The organism is Arthrobacter alkaliphilus (assembly GCF_021483235.1).
Lineage (GTDB): Bacteria > Actinomycetota > Actinomycetes > Actinomycetales > Micrococcaceae > Arthrobacter > Arthrobacter alkaliphilus.
Genome location: NZ_JAKEEC010000003.1, coordinates 48,299 through 63,285, shown reverse-complemented (window position 1 = coordinate 63,285; position 14,987 = coordinate 48,299). Strand labels below are relative to the sequence as shown.

General features: G+C 63.2%; 17 protein-coding genes. 8 read left to right on the top strand and 9 right to left on the bottom strand.

What is annotated here, in order from left to right; genetic code table 11:
• Window positions 1-31 precede the first annotated feature (31 nt).
• The 4 genes from L0B83_RS03700 to L0B83_RS03685 all read right to left on the bottom strand — a co-directional run bounded on the left by L0B83_RS03700 (window position 32) and on the right by L0B83_RS03685 (window position 3,299).
• A complete protein-coding gene (locus L0B83_RS03700; protein WP_234757064.1) occupies window positions 32-886 on the bottom strand; it encodes an amino acid ABC transporter permease in 855 nt (284 codons plus the stop codon).
• Window positions 883-1,530 carry an amino acid ABC transporter permease gene (locus L0B83_RS03695; RefSeq protein ID WP_234757063.1) on the bottom strand — a complete coding sequence of 216 codons (648 nt, stop codon included), beginning with the start codon at window positions 1,528-1,530 and terminating at the stop codon, window positions 883-885. Before L0B83_RS03695 ends, L0B83_RS03700 begins: the two co-directional genes overlap by 4 nt.
• A gap of 63 nt (window positions 1,531-1,593) precedes the next feature.
• Complete coding sequence (locus L0B83_RS03690) at window positions 1,594-2,493, bottom strand: glutamate ABC transporter substrate-binding protein (protein WP_234757062.1); 900 nt, start codon at window positions 2,491-2,493, stop codon at window positions 1,594-1,596.
• Window positions 2,494-2,543: 50 nt separating this feature from the next.
• Window positions 2,544-3,299 carry an amino acid ABC transporter ATP-binding protein gene (locus L0B83_RS03685; protein WP_234757061.1) on the bottom strand — a complete coding sequence of 252 codons (756 nt, stop codon included), beginning with the start codon at window positions 3,297-3,299 and terminating at the stop codon, window positions 2,544-2,546.
• A 234-nt stretch (window positions 3,300-3,533) separates the two neighbouring features.
• Here L0B83_RS03685 and L0B83_RS03680 point away from each other — a divergent pair, with 234 nt between their 5' ends.
• The 4 genes from L0B83_RS03680 (at window position 3,534) to L0B83_RS03665 (ending at window position 6,373) form a co-directional block, all read left to right on the top strand.
• The gene (locus L0B83_RS03680) at window positions 3,534-4,334 is read left to right on the top strand and encodes an LOG family protein (RefSeq protein ID WP_234757210.1); all 801 of its coding nucleotides are present in this window, start codon (window positions 3,534-3,536) and stop codon (window positions 4,332-4,334) included.
• Window positions 4,335-4,372: 38 nt separating this feature from the next.
• Window positions 4,373-4,708 carry a DivIVA domain-containing protein gene (locus L0B83_RS03675; RefSeq protein ID WP_234757060.1) on the top strand — a complete coding sequence of 112 codons (336 nt, stop codon included), beginning with the start codon at window positions 4,373-4,375 and terminating at the stop codon, window positions 4,706-4,708.
• The gene (locus tag L0B83_RS03670) at window positions 4,705-5,976 is read left to right on the top strand and encodes a putative hexosyltransferase (protein ID WP_372461133.1); all 1,272 of its coding nucleotides are present in this window, start codon (window positions 4,705-4,707) and stop codon (window positions 5,974-5,976) included. Before L0B83_RS03675 ends, L0B83_RS03670 begins: the two co-directional genes overlap by 4 nt.
• Window positions 5,977-6,205: 229 nt before the next feature.
• A complete protein-coding gene (locus L0B83_RS03665; RefSeq protein ID WP_009357720.1) occupies window positions 6,206-6,373 on the top strand; it encodes a DUF3117 domain-containing protein in 168 nt (55 codons plus the stop codon).
• A gap of 71 nt (window positions 6,374-6,444) precedes the next feature.
• On the opposite strand, the gene L0B83_RS03660 is transcribed toward L0B83_RS03665, so the two are convergent.
• Entirely contained in the window at window positions 6,445-7,077 is a 633-nt protein-coding gene (locus L0B83_RS03660) for an O-methyltransferase (protein ID WP_234757059.1), read from the bottom strand.
• A gap of 258 nt (window positions 7,078-7,335) precedes the next feature.
• On the opposite strand from L0B83_RS03660, the gene sigE reads away from it, so the two are divergent.
• Genes sigE through L0B83_RS03645 form a run of 3 tightly spaced genes read left to right on the top strand, consistent with a single transcriptional unit; the run spans window position 7,336 to window position 9,301 of the window.
• Window positions 7,336-7,980 (top strand): RNA polymerase sigma factor SigE, encoded by a 645-nt coding sequence (gene sigE, locus L0B83_RS03655; RefSeq protein WP_234757058.1) that lies wholly within the window; start codon window positions 7,336-7,338, stop codon window positions 7,978-7,980.
• 36 nt (window positions 7,981-8,016) lie between these two features.
• On the top strand, window positions 8,017-8,898 hold the full coding sequence (locus L0B83_RS03650; RefSeq protein ID WP_234757057.1) for a hypothetical protein: 882 nt from the start codon (window positions 8,017-8,019) through the stop codon (window positions 8,896-8,898).
• A gap of 31 nt (window positions 8,899-8,929) precedes the next feature.
• Window positions 8,930-9,301 (top strand): twin-arginine translocase TatA/TatE family subunit, encoded by a 372-nt coding sequence (locus L0B83_RS03645; RefSeq protein WP_234757056.1) that lies wholly within the window; start codon window positions 8,930-8,932, stop codon window positions 9,299-9,301.
• A gap of 5 nt (window positions 9,302-9,306) precedes the next feature.
• On the opposite strand, the gene L0B83_RS03640 is transcribed toward L0B83_RS03645, so the two are convergent.
• Genes L0B83_RS03640 through L0B83_RS03630 form a run of 3 tightly spaced genes read right to left on the bottom strand, consistent with a single transcriptional unit; the run spans window position 9,307 to window position 12,410 of the window.
• Window positions 9,307-10,434 carry an Mrp/NBP35 family ATP-binding protein gene (locus tag L0B83_RS03640; RefSeq protein ID WP_234757055.1) on the bottom strand — a complete coding sequence of 376 codons (1,128 nt, stop codon included), beginning with the start codon at window positions 10,432-10,434 and terminating at the stop codon, window positions 9,307-9,309.
• A gap of 10 nt (window positions 10,435-10,444) precedes the next feature.
• Window positions 10,445-11,077, bottom strand: a complete 633-nt coding sequence (locus tag L0B83_RS03635) for a DUF1003 domain-containing protein (RefSeq protein ID WP_234757208.1) — start codon at window positions 11,075-11,077, stop codon at window positions 10,445-10,447.
• A 49-nt stretch (window positions 11,078-11,126) separates the two neighbouring features.
• A complete protein-coding gene (locus L0B83_RS03630) occupies window positions 11,127-12,410 on the bottom strand; it encodes a magnesium transporter MgtE N-terminal domain-containing protein (RefSeq protein ID WP_234757054.1) in 1,284 nt (427 codons plus the stop codon).
• 76 nt (window positions 12,411-12,486) lie between these two features.
• Here L0B83_RS03630 and L0B83_RS03625 point away from each other — a divergent pair, with 76 nt between their 5' ends.
• Window positions 12,487-13,305, top strand: coding sequence for a YflT domain-containing protein (locus L0B83_RS03625; protein WP_234757053.1), 819 nt, complete (start codon window positions 12,487-12,489; stop codon window positions 13,303-13,305).
• A gap of 91 nt (window positions 13,306-13,396) precedes the next feature.
• On the opposite strand, the gene L0B83_RS03620 is transcribed toward L0B83_RS03625, so the two are convergent.
• On the bottom strand, window positions 13,397-14,980 hold the full coding sequence (locus tag L0B83_RS03620; RefSeq protein WP_234757052.1) for an aminopeptidase P family protein: 1,584 nt from the start codon (window positions 14,978-14,980) through the stop codon (window positions 13,397-13,399).
• Window positions 14,981-14,987: the final 7 nt, after the last annotated feature.

Sequence of the window (14,987 nt, the reverse complement as noted above, 5' to 3'; positions counted from 1 at the left end):
CCCCACCCCCACGACTTCGGAGATCTTGCGGCTAGCCCTCGATATCGACAATCTCGGACTTGGCCACCTTCACCACTTTGACGCTCCGGCGCATCCTGCCTTCAAGCCACTTGGCGATACCGGCCAGGATCAGGCACATTCCGACGTACAGGACCGCGGCGATGATCGCAGAAGGGATGATTGGCGCGCCGTACTGGGCTTGGCTTCCGAAGTACTTCGCCTGGAACAGGATCTCGTTGTAGGTCACGATGAAGCCCAATGCGGTGTCCTTGAGGATGACCACAAGCTGGGAAATGATCACCGGGAGCATTGAACGGACCGCCTGCGGCAGCAGGATGTTTGTCATGACCGCGCTCTTCGGCAGGCCGATCGCATAGCCGGCTTCGCTCTGGCCGCGGGGGAGCGATTCGATGCCGGCCCGGAATACTTCCGCGAGCACCGAGCCGTTGTAGAGCACCAAGCCCGCAACGACTGCCGTGAAGGGCGTGATTCCCTGGACGCCGAGCGGAGGGAGCCCGTAGTAGAAGATCATCATCAGGATCAGCAGCGGAATGGCACGGAAAAGCTCCGTGAATCCGTAGCAGGGCAGGCTGATCCACCGGCGGTCGGAGAGCCGCCCGAAGGCCAGGAAGACGCCAAGCACCAAGCTAAGCACTGCTGCGGTGGCAAAGGCCGAAAGCGTGGCGCCCACTGATTGCAGGATGGTCTGCTGGACCAGCGGGAAGGTGAACAGATGCCACTTCTTCTCGTCGAACTGACCGCTTTGGGCGAAACGAAGGACGATGAAGCCGACGATGGCGATAATGACCAGGGCGGTTACGACGCCGAGGATCCGGTAGCGTGAGCGGGCCTTCGGGCCCGGGGCGTCAAAAAGGACCGAGCTCATCGGACCACCTTCCATTTCTTTTCAAGCTTCCGCTGAGCGTAGGAAAGCATGAAAACGAGCAGAACGAAGATCAGTGCGACCCACAGCAGCCCGGCCATCTGGGGCTCACCGCGCTCCGAAAGATTCGCTCGGATGGATCCGGCCTCAGGGACCGAGAAGCCCGCCGCCACGGTCGTGTTCTTGAGCAACGCAATGAACACGCTGAACATGGGCGGGATGACCGCGCGGAATGCCTGGGGGAGTATCACTAGCGTCAGGGTTTGCGCGAACGGCAGGCCGATGGCCCGCGCGGCTTCGGCCTGTCCAACAGGCACGGTGTTGATGCCGGAACGCACGGCTTCGGCAACATACGTCGCGGTGTACAGGGTGAGGCCGACTGCTGCGGCGGTCATGAAATCAATTTCCACCAGGCCGAGCTTGGGGTAGCCCAGGGCGAAAAAGAACAGAACCAACGTCAACGGGGTGTTCCGCACGACGTTGATGTACAAAGTGGCCGCAGCGCGCATCGCGGGGATCGGGGAGACACGCAGCGCCGCCACGATGGTACCCAGGATCAGCGAGCCGATTCCGGCAACGATGAAAAGGATGATGGTGTTCCGGAACCCTGTGATGAACAGGTCCGAATTATTCAACAGCGTATTCACTGAATGGTCGCTTTCAGGCCGATGTTGGTGGGGGCGGCCCAGGGCCGCCCCCACAACATTGGTTTAGTAGTTGTCCACTGCGGGCTGGGTGACCTTGGTGCCCGACTGTCCCAGTGTGGAGTCGTAGATCTTCTGCCACACCGAGCCGCCGTCGGTGAACATCTTGTTGATGAACTTGCGGAGAGCGGTGTCGCCCTTCTTCAGACCCACGCCGTACTTCTCAGTGGTGAACGGCTGCCCGACCACCTTGAGGTTGTCGGTGTCCTGGGACGCGTAGCCGATCAGGATTGCCTGGTCGGTGGTCACGGCGTCGACCTGGCCGCTCTTGAGGGCCTCGACACACTGCGAGTACGTGTCGAACTCAGTGGTCTTGGTGCCGGGGAAGTTTGCCTTGATGTTCTGGATCGGGGTTGAGCCCGTGGCTGAACAGACGTTCTTTCCGCTCAGGTCCTTTTCGCTGTTGATGGTCGTGTTGCTCTTCTTGACCAGAAGGCCTTGACCCGTCACGAAGTAGGGACCCGCGAAATCGATCTGCTGCTTGCGCTTGTCGGTGATGGAGTAAGTCCCGACGTAGTAGTCGATGTCGCCATTGGTAATGGAGGACTCGCGGTTGGCAGAAGGAATGGGCTTGTACTCGATCTTGTCCTTCGAGAATCCGAGGGATGCCGCGATCCACTGGGCAATCTGGATGTCAAAACCGCTGTACTCGCCGGTCGCGGCATCCTTGAAGCCCAGGCCGGGCTGGTCCTGCTTGACGCCGATCCGGATTTTTCCGTTCGACTTGATCGTGTCAAACGTGGGGCTTCCCGAAATGGACACGTTTTGAGCCACCGTGAACGCCCCGGCATCGGTGCTTGGCGCGGAAGTGGAACCGCCACCGCCGCCGCATGCGCTCAGAGAGAGAGCGAGCGCCGCGCTTGCGGCGACCAGGAGGGATTTCCTCTTGGTGATAAAAGCCTTCATGATGTTCCTTTCATTGTGCGGCCACCTCTGCGGCCTGGGTGCGGAATGCGTCAGTGCGTCAGGAGTTTGGAGAGGAAGTCCTTGGCGCGGTTGCTCTGGGGATTGGTGAAGAACTCCTCGGGCTTGGCGTCTTCCACGATCTGCCCGTCGGCCATGAAGACAACGCGGTCGGCGGCTTTGCGCGCAAAGCCCATCTCGTGGGTGACCACAATCATGGTCATGCCTTCCTTGGCAAGCTGGACCATGACGTCCAGGACCTCGTTGATCATCTCCGGATCAAGTGCCGAGGTGGGCTCGTCAAAGAGCATGACTTTCGGCTTCATCGCAAGCGCCCGGGCAATTGCCACACGCTGTTGTTGGCCACCGGACAGCTGTGCCGGCATCTTCTGAGCCTGCTGCCCGACGCCGACCCGCTCCAACAACGCCATGGCGTCCTTTTCCGCGGTTGCTTTGTCCTGTTTCTTCACCTTGATCGGTCCCAGCGTGACGTTTTCGAGAATCGTCTTGTGGGCGAAGAGGTTGAAGGATTGGAAGACCATGCCGACGTCGGCCCGGAGGGTAGCAAGTTCCTTGCCCTCTTCGGGGAGCTTCTTACCATCGATCGAGATCTCGCCTGTCTCGATGGTTTCCAAACGGTTGATGGCGCGGCACAGCGTGGATTTGCCCGAGCCGGACGGCCCGATGACAACCACGACCTCACCCTTTTTCACTTGGAGATTGATGTCCTTCAGGACATGCAGTTGACCAAAGTGCTTGTTGACGCCATTCAGGGCGACGAGGGCATCGCTGGCGGCTTGAATAGTCATGTGATGAATCTAGCGAAGAAATGTTTCAAGATGCGCCAGCTCACACTAAGTTCCGTGGATCGTGATTCAACAGATACCTGTTTTGCAGGAATCTGACAGCAAGTAGTGGTGGGAAACCCAACACCGCAAAGAACAGGGGCACGCCAGGACGGATGCAGCTCCCATCCGCGCTAGCCTAGGTCAATGAGTACCAGCCAGCCCCAAGTTCCTAGTCCAGACGCCAATGGCAAGGCGATGAGCAACGGATCGGCAGCATCAGCTCCGGCCGTAGCCGCAGAGGCGCCCGCCAAGCATAAGGGACCCTTGGAGCTTCGCCGCAAACAGGCCGCCGTGCCGATGTCGGACCAGCGACTCCTGGACACCAAGGGAGCTGACCACTTCATCCACACCGACCCCTGGCGGGTCCTGCGGATCCAGAGCGAATTCGTTGAAGGGTTCGGTGCGCTCGCCGAGCTGGGCCCCGCCGTCAGTGTCTTCGGCTCCGCCCGCACCAAACCGGGCACCGGCTACTACGACATGGGCGTGCAGGTAGGCCGCCGCCTCGCCGAAGCGGGAGTCGCCGTCATTACCGGCGGCGGCCCGGGATCCATGGAAGCCGCCAACAGGGGAGCCGTGGAAGGCAACGGCGTTTCCGTGGGGCTGGGAATCGAGCTGCCCTTTGAACAAGGCCTCAACCGCTGGGTGGACCTTGGCATCAATTTCAGGTATTTCTTCGCCCGCAAGACGATGTTCGTCAAATACGCGCAAGGATTCATCGTCCTGCCGGGCGGTTTGGGAACCTTGGATGAACTGTTTGAAGCCATGGTCCTCGTGCAGACCCGCAAGGTGACGTCGTTCCCCATCGTGCTTCTGGGCGTCGATTTCTGGAGCCCGATGATTGAGTGGATCAAAGGGACCCTGGTGGCAGAAGGCATGGTTTCCGCGAAGGACCTGGACCTCATTCAGCTTGTGGACGATCCGGCGGACGCCGTTCACCGCGTCCTGCACGGAATTCCGCGGCCACCCTCGACCAACGGCGACCAGCGGCCGGAGTAGCCCCCGCCCGCACGGAGCTCCCAGCTGAGTCTGGCACGATGGTGCTTGTGAGCTTTTTTCTGGTGTTTCTCGCGATTGTCGTTATCGGTGCCGTGTTGTTCCTCGGCGCCGGCATGGCGAGATCCAGCCGCGACTCCGGCGCCGGCATGGATGAGCCGGTCCCGAACCTGCCGCCGGTCCTGTTACCGGCAGGAGCCAAGGCGTCCGACGTCGACCGGGTGCGCTTTGCCCTTGGGCTGCGTGGTTACCGGATGGACCAGGTGGACGAGGTCCTCGATGAGCTGCGGGATCAGCTGACCTCGCAGGAGAAGGAAATCGAACGGCTGAAAATGGCCTTGGAAGCAGCCGGGAACCAGGAAGAAACAACAGAGTGACCCCGTCCGTCGAATCACGGTCCCCGGCGGGATCACTGGGCAGAAACCTGCGCCGCGCGGGAGCCCGCGCCGCAGGCTGGCCGTGGTGGCTTCAGGTCTCCCTCGTCTACATCGCCTCGAGGCTTGTCAGCGCTTGTATCTTCATGGCCGCAGCGTTGCAGCAGGGACCCAATCCTTGGTTTCCGCCAGCTCCTGATTACTGGAACTTCATCACGATCTGGGACGGGCGCTGGTACGCCGAAGCCGCGGACAACGGTTATCCGTCTGTTTTGCCGGTCAACGCGAACGGCGGAGTCGCGGAAAATTCCTGGGCGTTCTATCCGCTTCTTCCGTACCTCGCCAAGGCCCTCGGTGCGCTCACCGGACTGGCGACGCTTCCGGCCCTGACGGTCATCGCCATGGTGGCCGGACTGGCTGCGGCCCTGGTGGTCTACGCGCTGTTCCGGGAATTCGCCGGGAGAACCACGGCCCTGTGGGCGCTGGCCTTCTTCTCCATGTTCCCCGTCTCGGCGATCCTGCAGGTCCCCTACGCGGAGTCGCTCAATACCTTGCTCCTGGCGGGCTCGCTTCTGCTGCTGGTGCGGCGCAAGTACCTTGTGGCGATACCCGTGGTCCTGCTCATGAGCCTGTCGCGGCCCACCGGTGTGCCCTTCGCGGCCATGGCGGGCCTGCTCCTGCTCCACCAGTTGTGGAAGAGGTTCGGACGCCGTTCATCAGTGCCGGACGCTGTGGCCGGCGCCGAGCCGATTCCCAGTCTCCGGGAGCTTGGATCGCTGGCCGCGCTAGGTGCAGCCAGCGTGGCAGGGGCCCTCGCCTGGCCAGCCATCGCGTGGGCAGCCACCGGGGATCCGTTTGCTTACACCAAGACGGAAACTGTGTGGCGCGGGGACGATCTCGTTCCGTTCAAGCCATGGTTTGAGACCGGCCAAATGCTCTTCGGCCCGGTACTCGGTATTCTGGCGCCGTTTGTCTTCGTTGCGCTCTTTGCGTTGTTGATGTTCAGTAAACCCGTCCGGGCACTGGGAACCGAGCTGAGGCTCTGGTGCACCTGCTACATGGGGTACCTTCTGGTCTTCCTGCACCCCCAGACGAGCACATTCCGGATGCTCTTGCCCTTGTTCCCCTTGGCACTCAGCGCAGCCTGGTTGTCCCGCTCGAAGGCCTACCGCGGCACGGTGTTGGTCATGTTCTTCCTTCTCCAGATCGTGTGGATCGTCTGGCTGTGGGCCTGGGCCCCGTTGCCCGGCGGCGGGGACTACCCTCCCTGATGCGCACGCTCCGTTTCGCCTGTTCAAGCGCGATCACGGCCACCCGGGAAAAGTCCATCAATTAGCTACGGGCGGGTAATTACGAGATAATGGACACAAGCAAGGACGAAGGCACTCTTGGGTGCCAGGCGACGACGACCGAACTGTGATGACTGTCGACGCCGTACATTCCACGCGGAGCCAGCCCGGCCGGGTTGGCGGGATGGGACAACTGGAGGGGATTTTCCTAATGGCGGCTATGAAACCACGTACTGGCGACGGCCCTATGGAAGTAACCAAAGAGGGCCGCAGCCTGATCATGCGTGTGCCGCTCGAAGGCGGAGGACGGCTGGTGGTCGAGCTCAACGCAGCGGAGGCGGCAAACCTCAAGGAATGCCTGGTAGGCGTTACCGAATAGATTCACTGGGCAGGGCCCGGCAGAGAGCCGGAGCCCTGCTTTCATGTTTAAGCCTGAAAGCTGGCTGCGGGCTACTTCTTGACCGCTACCAGCAAGCCGTCGCCGGTGGGAAGCATCGCAGAGGAGAGCCTTTCGTCGTCGCGGATGGCCTTGCCGATCTGGCGCAATACCACGGTGGTGCTGTCCCTGGCAGCCGGGTTGGAAACCCTGTCCTTGTCCAGCGCGTCATTGATGACCAGCGTTCCGCCCGACTTGAGCAACCGGATGGCTTGCTCGACGTAACCGGGAAAGTTCGGTTTGTCGGCGTCGATGAACACAAGGTCGTAAGCGGAGTCGGTGAGGCGCGGCAAAACGTCGGCCGCCCGGCCGGAAATGGTCCGCGTGCGGTTCGCCGGGCTGCCGGATTCAAGGAATGCCTCGCGGGCGGCCTTGAGATGCTCGACGTCGACGTCGATGGTGGTCAGGACGGCCTGCGGGCTGAGGCCACGCAGCAGGCACACACCGGAGACGCCTGCCCCCGACCCGACCTCGACGACTGTCTGGGCTTTCGACGCCGCCGCCAGGACCGTGAGCACTGCGCCCACACCCGGGCTCACAGGAGTGACACCCAGCTCGAAGGAGCGTTCACGGGCGCGAAGCAACACGTCGTCCTCGGCAGGCAGATCTTCTGCGTAGGACCAGCTGGTTGACTTGTCGGCACTCATGGGGTTCGCTTTCCAGACAGAGGGGTATTGCTTCCAGACTACTGGTTACGGGCCGCCCAGCCCGGACGCCTGCGGGCCCCTGATTTTGTGTCTTCCCGGCCCGCTCCGGACGATGTTCGCTCTGCGGGAAAAGACTGCCCGCGATCAGCAAAATCTCAGGGAACACTGGGATGATGTATATCCAGCCATCCAAGTGACGGCCGGCAACGAATTCCTGAGTGACCGGCAGGATGACAAACAGTTTGAGGGGAGCGGACGATGCGGGCATCAAAAGCTGCGCCAGTCCAGGCAACGGCAGCAGTCCTGAGTTCCATCGACACGGCCCCGCCGGCGGAAGAATGGGTCAGGCCAAGCTGGGAAGAAGTGGTTGAGAACCACTCCGCCAAGGTCTTCCGCCTTGCGTACCGGCTCACTGGAAACAAGTTCGACGCCGAGGATCTCACCCAGGAGGTCTTCGTCAGGGTCTTCCGTTCGCTCGAAAACTTCAAGCCAGGCACACTGGACGGGTGGCTGCACCGCATCACCACCAACCTCTTCCTTGACCAGGCCCGTCGGAAGAGCCGCATCCGCTTCGACGCTTTGGCCGAGGATGCAGAATCCCGGCTGCCCGGGCATGAACCCGGACCCGAACAGACCTTCGAGCTGAACAACCTCGATCTCGATGTCCAGCGCGCACTGGAAGAACTGCCCCCGGACTTTCGCGCCGCCGTCGTGCTTTGCGACCTTGAGGGCCTCTCTTACGACGAAGTTGCCGAAGCGCTGGACGTGAAGCTGGGAACCGTCAGGTCCCGTATCCACCGCGGCCGGACAATGCTGCGTGAAAAGCTGGCGCACCGGGATCCCCGTCCGGTCCAGGCACGCAAACCGCGGCTCAAGATGCCGCGCATCGCCGGCCTCCTGTAGTCGCCGATGGGTCTGCTGAGAGGACGACGCAGTGGATTGACCAGGGGAGGTATCCGGCACAGCCGGGCCCCCGGCCATCTGCAGCGATGCTCTGAATGCCATGCCGCGGTCCTGCGGGAACGCCAGTACCTCGAGCGGCTTCGCCGTGCCGCCGTCCCCGAGGCCAGCCAGGACTTCACCAACAGGCTGATCGAGCACACCCAGCGGCTGGCGCAGGCCGATGCTGACGAGCGTACGGTGCCCCAGCGAAGCGTGTGGCACGGTATCCGGCTCGCCAGCGCGACGGCGGGCGGCCTTGCCGTCAGCGCCGGAATCCTGGCCGTCGCAGCGTACGCGTTGGGTGGCGAAGTTGCGCCGCAAGCTTCCGACCGCGGAGAGCAGGAAGTCCGGACCCTGGTCAGTTCAACGGTGCCCGGAAACGCCGGCGAGAAACTTCCCGTGACAGGTTCGCAGTTGAGCCTGCCCGTTGGCGTTGCCGGGACGGTAAGCCTGAACGAGCAGCAGCTGTCCGAACTACGGAAGGACGGCTGGGCATGTCCCGAAATGGCAAGCATGGGTTACCACGTGGTTTCCGCCCGGGCCCTGATGCAGGATGGGCACCCTGCCGTTGAACTGCACCTCAGCGACGGCGACCACCACGCCACCCTGGTGGAGGAGCACTTGGAGGGAAGCGGCACTTCGGGGACGCACCTGTCGATCACGCAAGGGGCTCCGTGGCAGGCCGTCTACTCCTCGCCGGTGGCTGTGCTGCGTTATTCCTCCGACGTGCCGGCCAGCCAGGCGGCGGGAGCCGTGCCGGAGCTTGTGAAGGCAGGCGACTCGCTGGTCGTTGCCCGGCCCGCCGAAAACAATACAGAGACTTGGGACGAACGGCTGCAGCGCGGACTCCATGCCTTGGCGGGCCTCGCAGGTTTCTGAGCGGACCAACGGACAAGGTAACCTTCGATACGTGTTTGGAATCAATGGCTCGGAGTTTCTCGTCCTGCTGATCATCGGCGTCATCGTGATCGGGCCCAGCCGTTTGCCTGAATACACGCGGAAACTGACCAATCTGGTCAAGGAGCTTCGGCGCATGGCTTCCGGAGCGCGTGAGCAGATCAAGGAAGAAGTCGGCATCGACATCGATGATGTCGACTGGAAGAAGTATGACCCGCGCCAGTACGATCCGCGCCGGATCATCAAAGAAGCACTGCTCGACGACGACACGAAGCCTGTCAGCGAGGGCGGGCCTGTCGCTGTAGCAACCGCGAAGGCTCCGGCGCGGGTTGTCGAACGGCTTTCCGCCGGCGAAAAGGCGCCCTTCGACTCCGAGGCCACCTAAGTAGGCTATTTCGGCTGGATCCCGAGGGACATGCCGGCCAGGCCACGCGGCTTGGCTTGGAGCTTTGCCGCGATGCCTTGAAGTGCCTGTGCGGCGGCCGTCTCCGGAGCCGACAGCACCAGCGGGCGCCCAGCGTCTCCGCCTTCACGCAGACGGATGTCCAAGGGGATCTGTCCCAGCAGCGGAACGTCGGTCCCGACGGCGGCGCTCAGCCGTTCAGCCAGCACCCGCCCGCCGCCGCTTCCGAACAATTCCATCCTGCCGCCGTCGGGCATCTCGAGGAAGGACATGTTCTCCACGACGCCGGCAAGCTTCTGGCCCGTCTGCGTTGCGATCGTTCCGGCCCTCTCGGCAACATCCGCCGCCGCTGCCTGCGGGGTGGTCACCACGAGGATTTCGGCGTTCGGAAGCAACTGCGCCACCGAGATCGCGATGTCGCCCGTGCCCGGTGGAAGATCCAGGAACAGGGTGTCAAGATCGCCGAAATAGACATCCGTGAGGAATTGCTCCAAGGCACGGTGCAGCATGGGCCCACGCCAGGCAACGGCCTTGTTCCCGGAGACGAACATCCCAACCGAGATGACCTTCACGCCGAAGGCCACGGGCGGGAGGATCATGTCATCCACCGGGGTGGGCTGCTGCGTGATTCCCATGAGCGCAGGAACGGAGAACCCGTGGACATCGGCGTCGACGATTCCCACGCGCAGCCCCTGCGCAGCAAGCGCGCACGCGAGGTTGACCGTTACCGAGGACTTGCCTACGCCGCCCTTGCCGCTGGCTACGGCGAAGACTTTCGTCAGGGAGCCCGGTTCGTTGAAGGGTATGCCGCGTTGCCCGCCTGGGCCCCGCAACTGTTCCTTGAGCGCGTCGCGCTGTGCTTGGGTCATGACCTTGAGCTCGACTTCGACGCCGGTCACGCCCCGAACTTTGGTGAGGGCGGCGGTGGCATCGGCCGTGATGGTCTCACGCAGGGGGCAGCCTGCGATGGTCAACAGCACCGTTACCCGGACCTTGCCGTCTTCGCTGGCTTCCACGGAATCCAGCATCCCCAGCTCAGTGATGGGCCGGCGCAGCTCGGGATCGATTACGGTTGCCAAGGCACCGTTGAGGGCCTCGACAGATGGTGTGCTCATGTTCGGGTGGTCAGCTTTCGGGCTGTGCGGGAGGACTTGAGTGGCGCGCCGGCGAAGTGCCTACAGCCGAAAGGTCGGGCGCAGCGTGCTCTGCTTTCGAAGGTCCGGCATGGACCTTGGGGATCTGCTGAGTGGGGGGATTGCGCTGTTTGTTGCGCTTGTCCTTGGCCGTTTCGCCGTTGCCTGAGCTCCCGGAGCCATTTGGCCCCGACTCTTCCTGCGCTTCGAGCAGATCTGACAACAGCGAACGGAGTTCGGCACGTACATAGTCCCTGGTTGCAACTTCGCGGAGGGCGATGCGAAGAGCCGCGACCTCGCGCGTCAGGTATTCGGTGTCAGCCAGGTTGCGCTCGTCACGGGCCCGGTCCTGCTCGATGGTCACGCGGTCCCGGTCGTCCTGGCGGTTCTGGGCCAGCAGGATCAAGGGCGCCGCGTAGGAGGCCTGCGTGGAGAAGAAAAGATTGAGAAGGATGAACGGGTAGGGATCCCATTGGAAGCCGAACAAGCCGATGACGTTGAGCGCTATCCAGACGACCACGAAGATCGTCATGTAGAACAGGAAATTCGCTGTGCCCATGTAACGGGCGAAGCGCTCGGCAAAGCGGCCAAAGGCATCGGGGTCGCTGCTGAAACTCGGCAGCATGCGGGAGCGCAGCTCGAGCGGGGTGTCCAGCCCTCCGCTGGTGGGCTTCTCAGCCAATTCGGCCTCCTAGTTTCCTGATCGGGGCTCCGTCGTCGTGGGTTCGCCAGTCGTCCGGGAGCAAATGGTCCAAGAGGTCATCAACAGTCACCGCCCCCACGAGGCGTCCGGCGCTATTCACGACGGGGAGGGAGTTGAGGTTGTAGGAGGCCATGATGTGGCTGACCTCGCTGATGCTGGCGTGATCGGAAACCGGCTCCAGGTTCTTGTCCACGATGCTGCCCAGCTGCTCGGGCGGGGCGCTGCGGAGCAACTGCTGGATATGCACGACGCCGAGGAATCGGCCTGTGGGTGTTTCCAGTGGCGGGCGGCAGATAAAGATGGCCGAGGCCAGGGCGGGGGAGAGTTCCTCGCCGCGCACATGGGCCAGCGCCTCTGCGACGGTGGCTTCCGGTGGAAGGATGACAGGAACAGGGGTCATGAGACCGCCCGCCGTGTCTTCGTCATACTGCAGAAGCCTGCGGACGTCGTCGGCCTCGTCGGGATCCATCAGGAGCAGCAGTTCCTCGGCCTTCGCGGAAGGCAGGTCCGCCAGCAGGTCCGCGGCGTCGTCCGGGTCCATTTCTTCGAGGACGTCGGCTGCGCGTTCGTTGTCCAAAGCGGACAACAGCGTGACTTGGTCTTCTTCCGGCAATTCCTGGAGCACATCGGCGAGGCGCTCGTCCTGGAGCTCGCTGGCCACCTCAATCCGTCGTTTGTCCGACATCTCCTGGAGCGCGTCCGCGAAGTCGGCGGGTTTGAGGTCCTCGTGCGTGGCGACGAAGTGGCTTGCGCCCTGGGGGTCGTTTTCGGAGCCCTGCAGTGTGTCCGCCCAGTCCACCAGCAGGGTGTGACCGCGGCGCAGCCCCCGGAGCCTGGAAGTCGAGGTGCCCATTCGAACGAAAAGCTTGGAGACGAGCCAGTCACCGTTGCGCTGCTGGTCCATGGCGATGTCTTCGATGATGGCGTCGCCGCTGCCGTCCTTGAGAGTCACCTTGCGGTCAAAGAGCTCGCCGACCACCAGTTGCTCGGCGCCGCGTTGCTGGAAGCGCCGCAAATTGACCAGGCCCGTGCAGATGATCTGGCTCTGGTCCATGGAAGTCAGCCTGGTCATGGGAACGAAGACGCGCTTCTTGCCCGGAACTTCGACGACGATGCCCACCACGTGCGGAGCCCCGCGCAGTCCGCGCGACAGCACCACGACGTCGCGCAGTCGGCCCAGGCGATCACCCAGGGGATCGAAGACGTCGAGGCCGAGCAAGCGCGCAACAAAGATGCGTGAAGGATTTGTGCTCACCTTTACAGGCTACCGAGTCTGCTCTCTTTTAGCTGAATTTCAGCCGGTTCTCATCTGTATGGGACAGAATGGGGGTATGGCGAACATTTTCGGTGCTCCTAAGGCCACGGAGGAATCCCGCAGCGTCCCCAAGGGCGACACCGTGGGCTCTTACACTTCCTATCTTGATGCCCAGAAGGCGGTGGATTATCTTGCCGACCAGCAGTTCCCGGTCCAGCATGTCTCCATCGTTGGAAACGACCTCAAAATGGTCGAGCGGGTAACGGGACGGCTCAGTTACCCCAGGGTCGCTTTGTCCGGTGCCCTCAGCGGCATGTGGTTCGGCCTGTTCGTGGGCGTCATGCTTTCGTTCTTCACCCCCGCCGGCGGGCCCTTCTCGATCGTGACGTCGGTCCTCATGGGTGCTGCGTTCTTCATGCTCTTCGGGATCGTCACCTATGCTGCCCAGCGCGGGAAGCGGGACTTCACCTCCACCAGCCAGGTGGTGGCGACGAACTATGACGTCATTGTCGCCTTTGAGGCATCGCACGAGGCGCGCAGGCTCCTTCACCAATTGCCGATGAGTCCTTCCGAAGCCGCTTTCGGCCGGCCGCCGCAGGCATACACGCCGCATGACTACCGAAACCCGCCGACTCATCCCGGTGCACCACAGGGTGGGGCTCCCGAGCGCCCGGCGTCTTGGCAGGATCCCTACGGACAGCGTGGTCCTGAAGCCGGACAGGGAACGGCCGACGCCGCCCAGCCTGCAGCAGGTGGCCCTGCCCCCGCCGCAAGGCCAACCACCGGCGTCCGCTACCCGGACCTCCCGGACGGCCGCCCGCAGTACGGTGTCCGAGTGAACGAACCCGGGACCGGCGAGGAAGCCGCGAAGGGTGAGGATCCGGCCAAGCAGTAGCTGTCAGCAGGCCGTCTCCAAAGCAAAAGAGGAGGGCTACCGGATCAATCCGGTAGCCCTCCTCTCGCGTTTCGTCAGTGCCTGCCGGCCGCTACGCCTCGGCTTCCTGGTAGATGCCCGCCATCCAGGACTCGACGTCGTCGGCCTTGCGCGGGAGCGCGGCGCTGAGGTTGACGGGACCGTCTGCCGTCATCAGGATGTCGTCCTCGATCCGGACGCCGATTCCGCGGTATTCCTCCGGAATGGCGAGGTCCTCGTCCTTGAAGTAGAGCCCGGGTTCAATGGTGAAGACCATGCCTTCGGTGAGCACGCCGTCCAGGTAAAGGTCCCGCTTGGCCTGGGCACAGTCATGGACGTCCAGGCCAAGATGATGGCTGGTGCCGTGCGGCATCCAGCGGCGGTGCTGCTGGCCTTCCGCGCTGGTGGCCTCCTCCACGGAGACGGGCAGCAGGCCCCACTCGGCAAGGCGTTCGGCGAGGACCGTGGTCGCGGCGGTGTGGATGTCGCGGAACTTCACGCCGGGCTGCGCTGCGGCGAATCCGGCGTCGGCGGCGTCAAGCACCGCTTCATAGACCTTGCGCTGGACGTCCGAGAACTGTCCGTTGGCCGGAATGGTGCGCGTGACGTCGGCTGTGTAGAGCGAGTCCGCCTCCACCCCCGCGTCCAGCAGCACGAGTTCCCCGGCGTTGACCTTGCCCGTGTTCCGGGTCCAGTGCAGCACCGTCGCGTTGTTTCCGGCAGCCGCGATGGTGTCGTAGCCGAGCTCGTTGCCATCCTCACGGGCACGTGCGAAGAAGGCGCCTTCGATGACGCGTTCGCCGCGGTGGTGGGTCATGGCGCGGGGGAGGGCACGGACGACGTCGGCGAACCCCTCCACCGTGGCTGCGACGGCGATCTTCATCTGCTCGATTTCCCAGTCGTCCTTGACCAGGCGCAACTCGGAGAGCGCCTCGCTGAGCAGTTCGTCCAAGGCATCAAGTTCGCCGAGGTCCAGGTTCTCCGGATCCTTGGCTGTGTTGTAGCGGGCCGTGTCCACGAGGGCGTCGATGTTCTCGTCTACTTTTCGGACCAGGCGGATGGAGATGCCGCCGATTTCCGGGGCTCCCACGTTCTTGGTGATGGCCATCTCGAGTTCGTCAATGTGCGCTGTCCTGAGTCCGAGACGCGCCTCGAATTCGGCGAGGGTCGGACGCGCGCCGATCCAGAACTCACCGGAACGCGAGTCGGCGTAGAACTGTTCGGTGTCCCGGCCGGCCAGCGGACGGAAGTAGAGCGTCGCGAGGTGGTTGCCGCCGTCGTCGCCGGTTCCCTCCTCAACAGGTTCCAGGACCAGCACGGCGTCGGGCTCGTGGTCCAGGCCCAAACCGGTGAGGTGGGCGAATGCGGAGTGGGGACGGAAGCGGTAGTCGGTATCGTTCGAGCGGACCTTGAGGGGGCCGGCCGGCAGGACGAGGCGCAGGCCCGGGAACTTGTCGGAGATGGCCCGACGACGAGCGGCGGCGTGGTCTGCGACGGCGTCACGCGCAGGGGTCACCTGCGGCGCGGGCGCCCAGTTGCTGGCCATGAACGCCTTGAAGGCATCGGATGTGGGCCGCTGGGAGCGGTTGTTGACGCGCTCCTCCAGTGGCTGGGAGGCTGTGGTTTCACCGTTTTGGGTGTTTTGTGCATCGTTCACCGTCCCA

Coding starts and splice junctions, on each gene's coding strand:
- L0B83_RS03700 (WP_234757064.1), bottom strand. CDS start 886: ATGAGCTCGGTCCTTTTTGACGCCCCGGGCCCGAAGGCCCGCTCACGC.
- L0B83_RS03690 (WP_234757062.1), bottom strand. CDS start 2,493: ATGAAGGCTTTTATCACCAAGAGGAAATCCCTCCTGGTCGCCGCAAGC.
- L0B83_RS03685 (WP_234757061.1), bottom strand. CDS start 3,299: ATGACTATTCAAGCCGCCAGCGATGCCCTCGTCGCCCTGAATGGCGTC.
- L0B83_RS03680 (WP_234757210.1), top strand. CDS start 3,534: ATGAGCAACGGATCGGCAGCATCAGCTCCGGCCGTAGCCGCAGAGGCG.
- L0B83_RS03675 (WP_234757060.1), top strand. CDS start 4,373: ATGGTGCTTGTGAGCTTTTTTCTGGTGTTTCTCGCGATTGTCGTTATC.
- L0B83_RS03665 (WP_009357720.1), top strand. CDS start 6,206: ATGGCGGCTATGAAACCACGTACTGGCGACGGCCCTATGGAAGTAACC.
- L0B83_RS03660 (WP_234757059.1), bottom strand. CDS start 7,077: ATGAGTGCCGACAAGTCAACCAGCTGGTCCTACGCAGAAGATCTGCCT.
- sigE (WP_234757058.1), top strand. CDS start 7,336: ATGCGGGCATCAAAAGCTGCGCCAGTCCAGGCAACGGCAGCAGTCCTG.
- L0B83_RS03640 (WP_234757055.1), bottom strand. CDS start 10,434: ATGAGCACACCATCTGTCGAGGCCCTCAACGGTGCCTTGGCAACCGTA.
- L0B83_RS03635 (WP_234757208.1), bottom strand. CDS start 11,077: ATGCTGCCGAGTTTCAGCAGCGACCCCGATGCCTTTGGCCGCTTTGCC.
- L0B83_RS03625 (WP_234757053.1), top strand. CDS start 12,487: ATGGCGAACATTTTCGGTGCTCCTAAGGCCACGGAGGAATCCCGCAGC.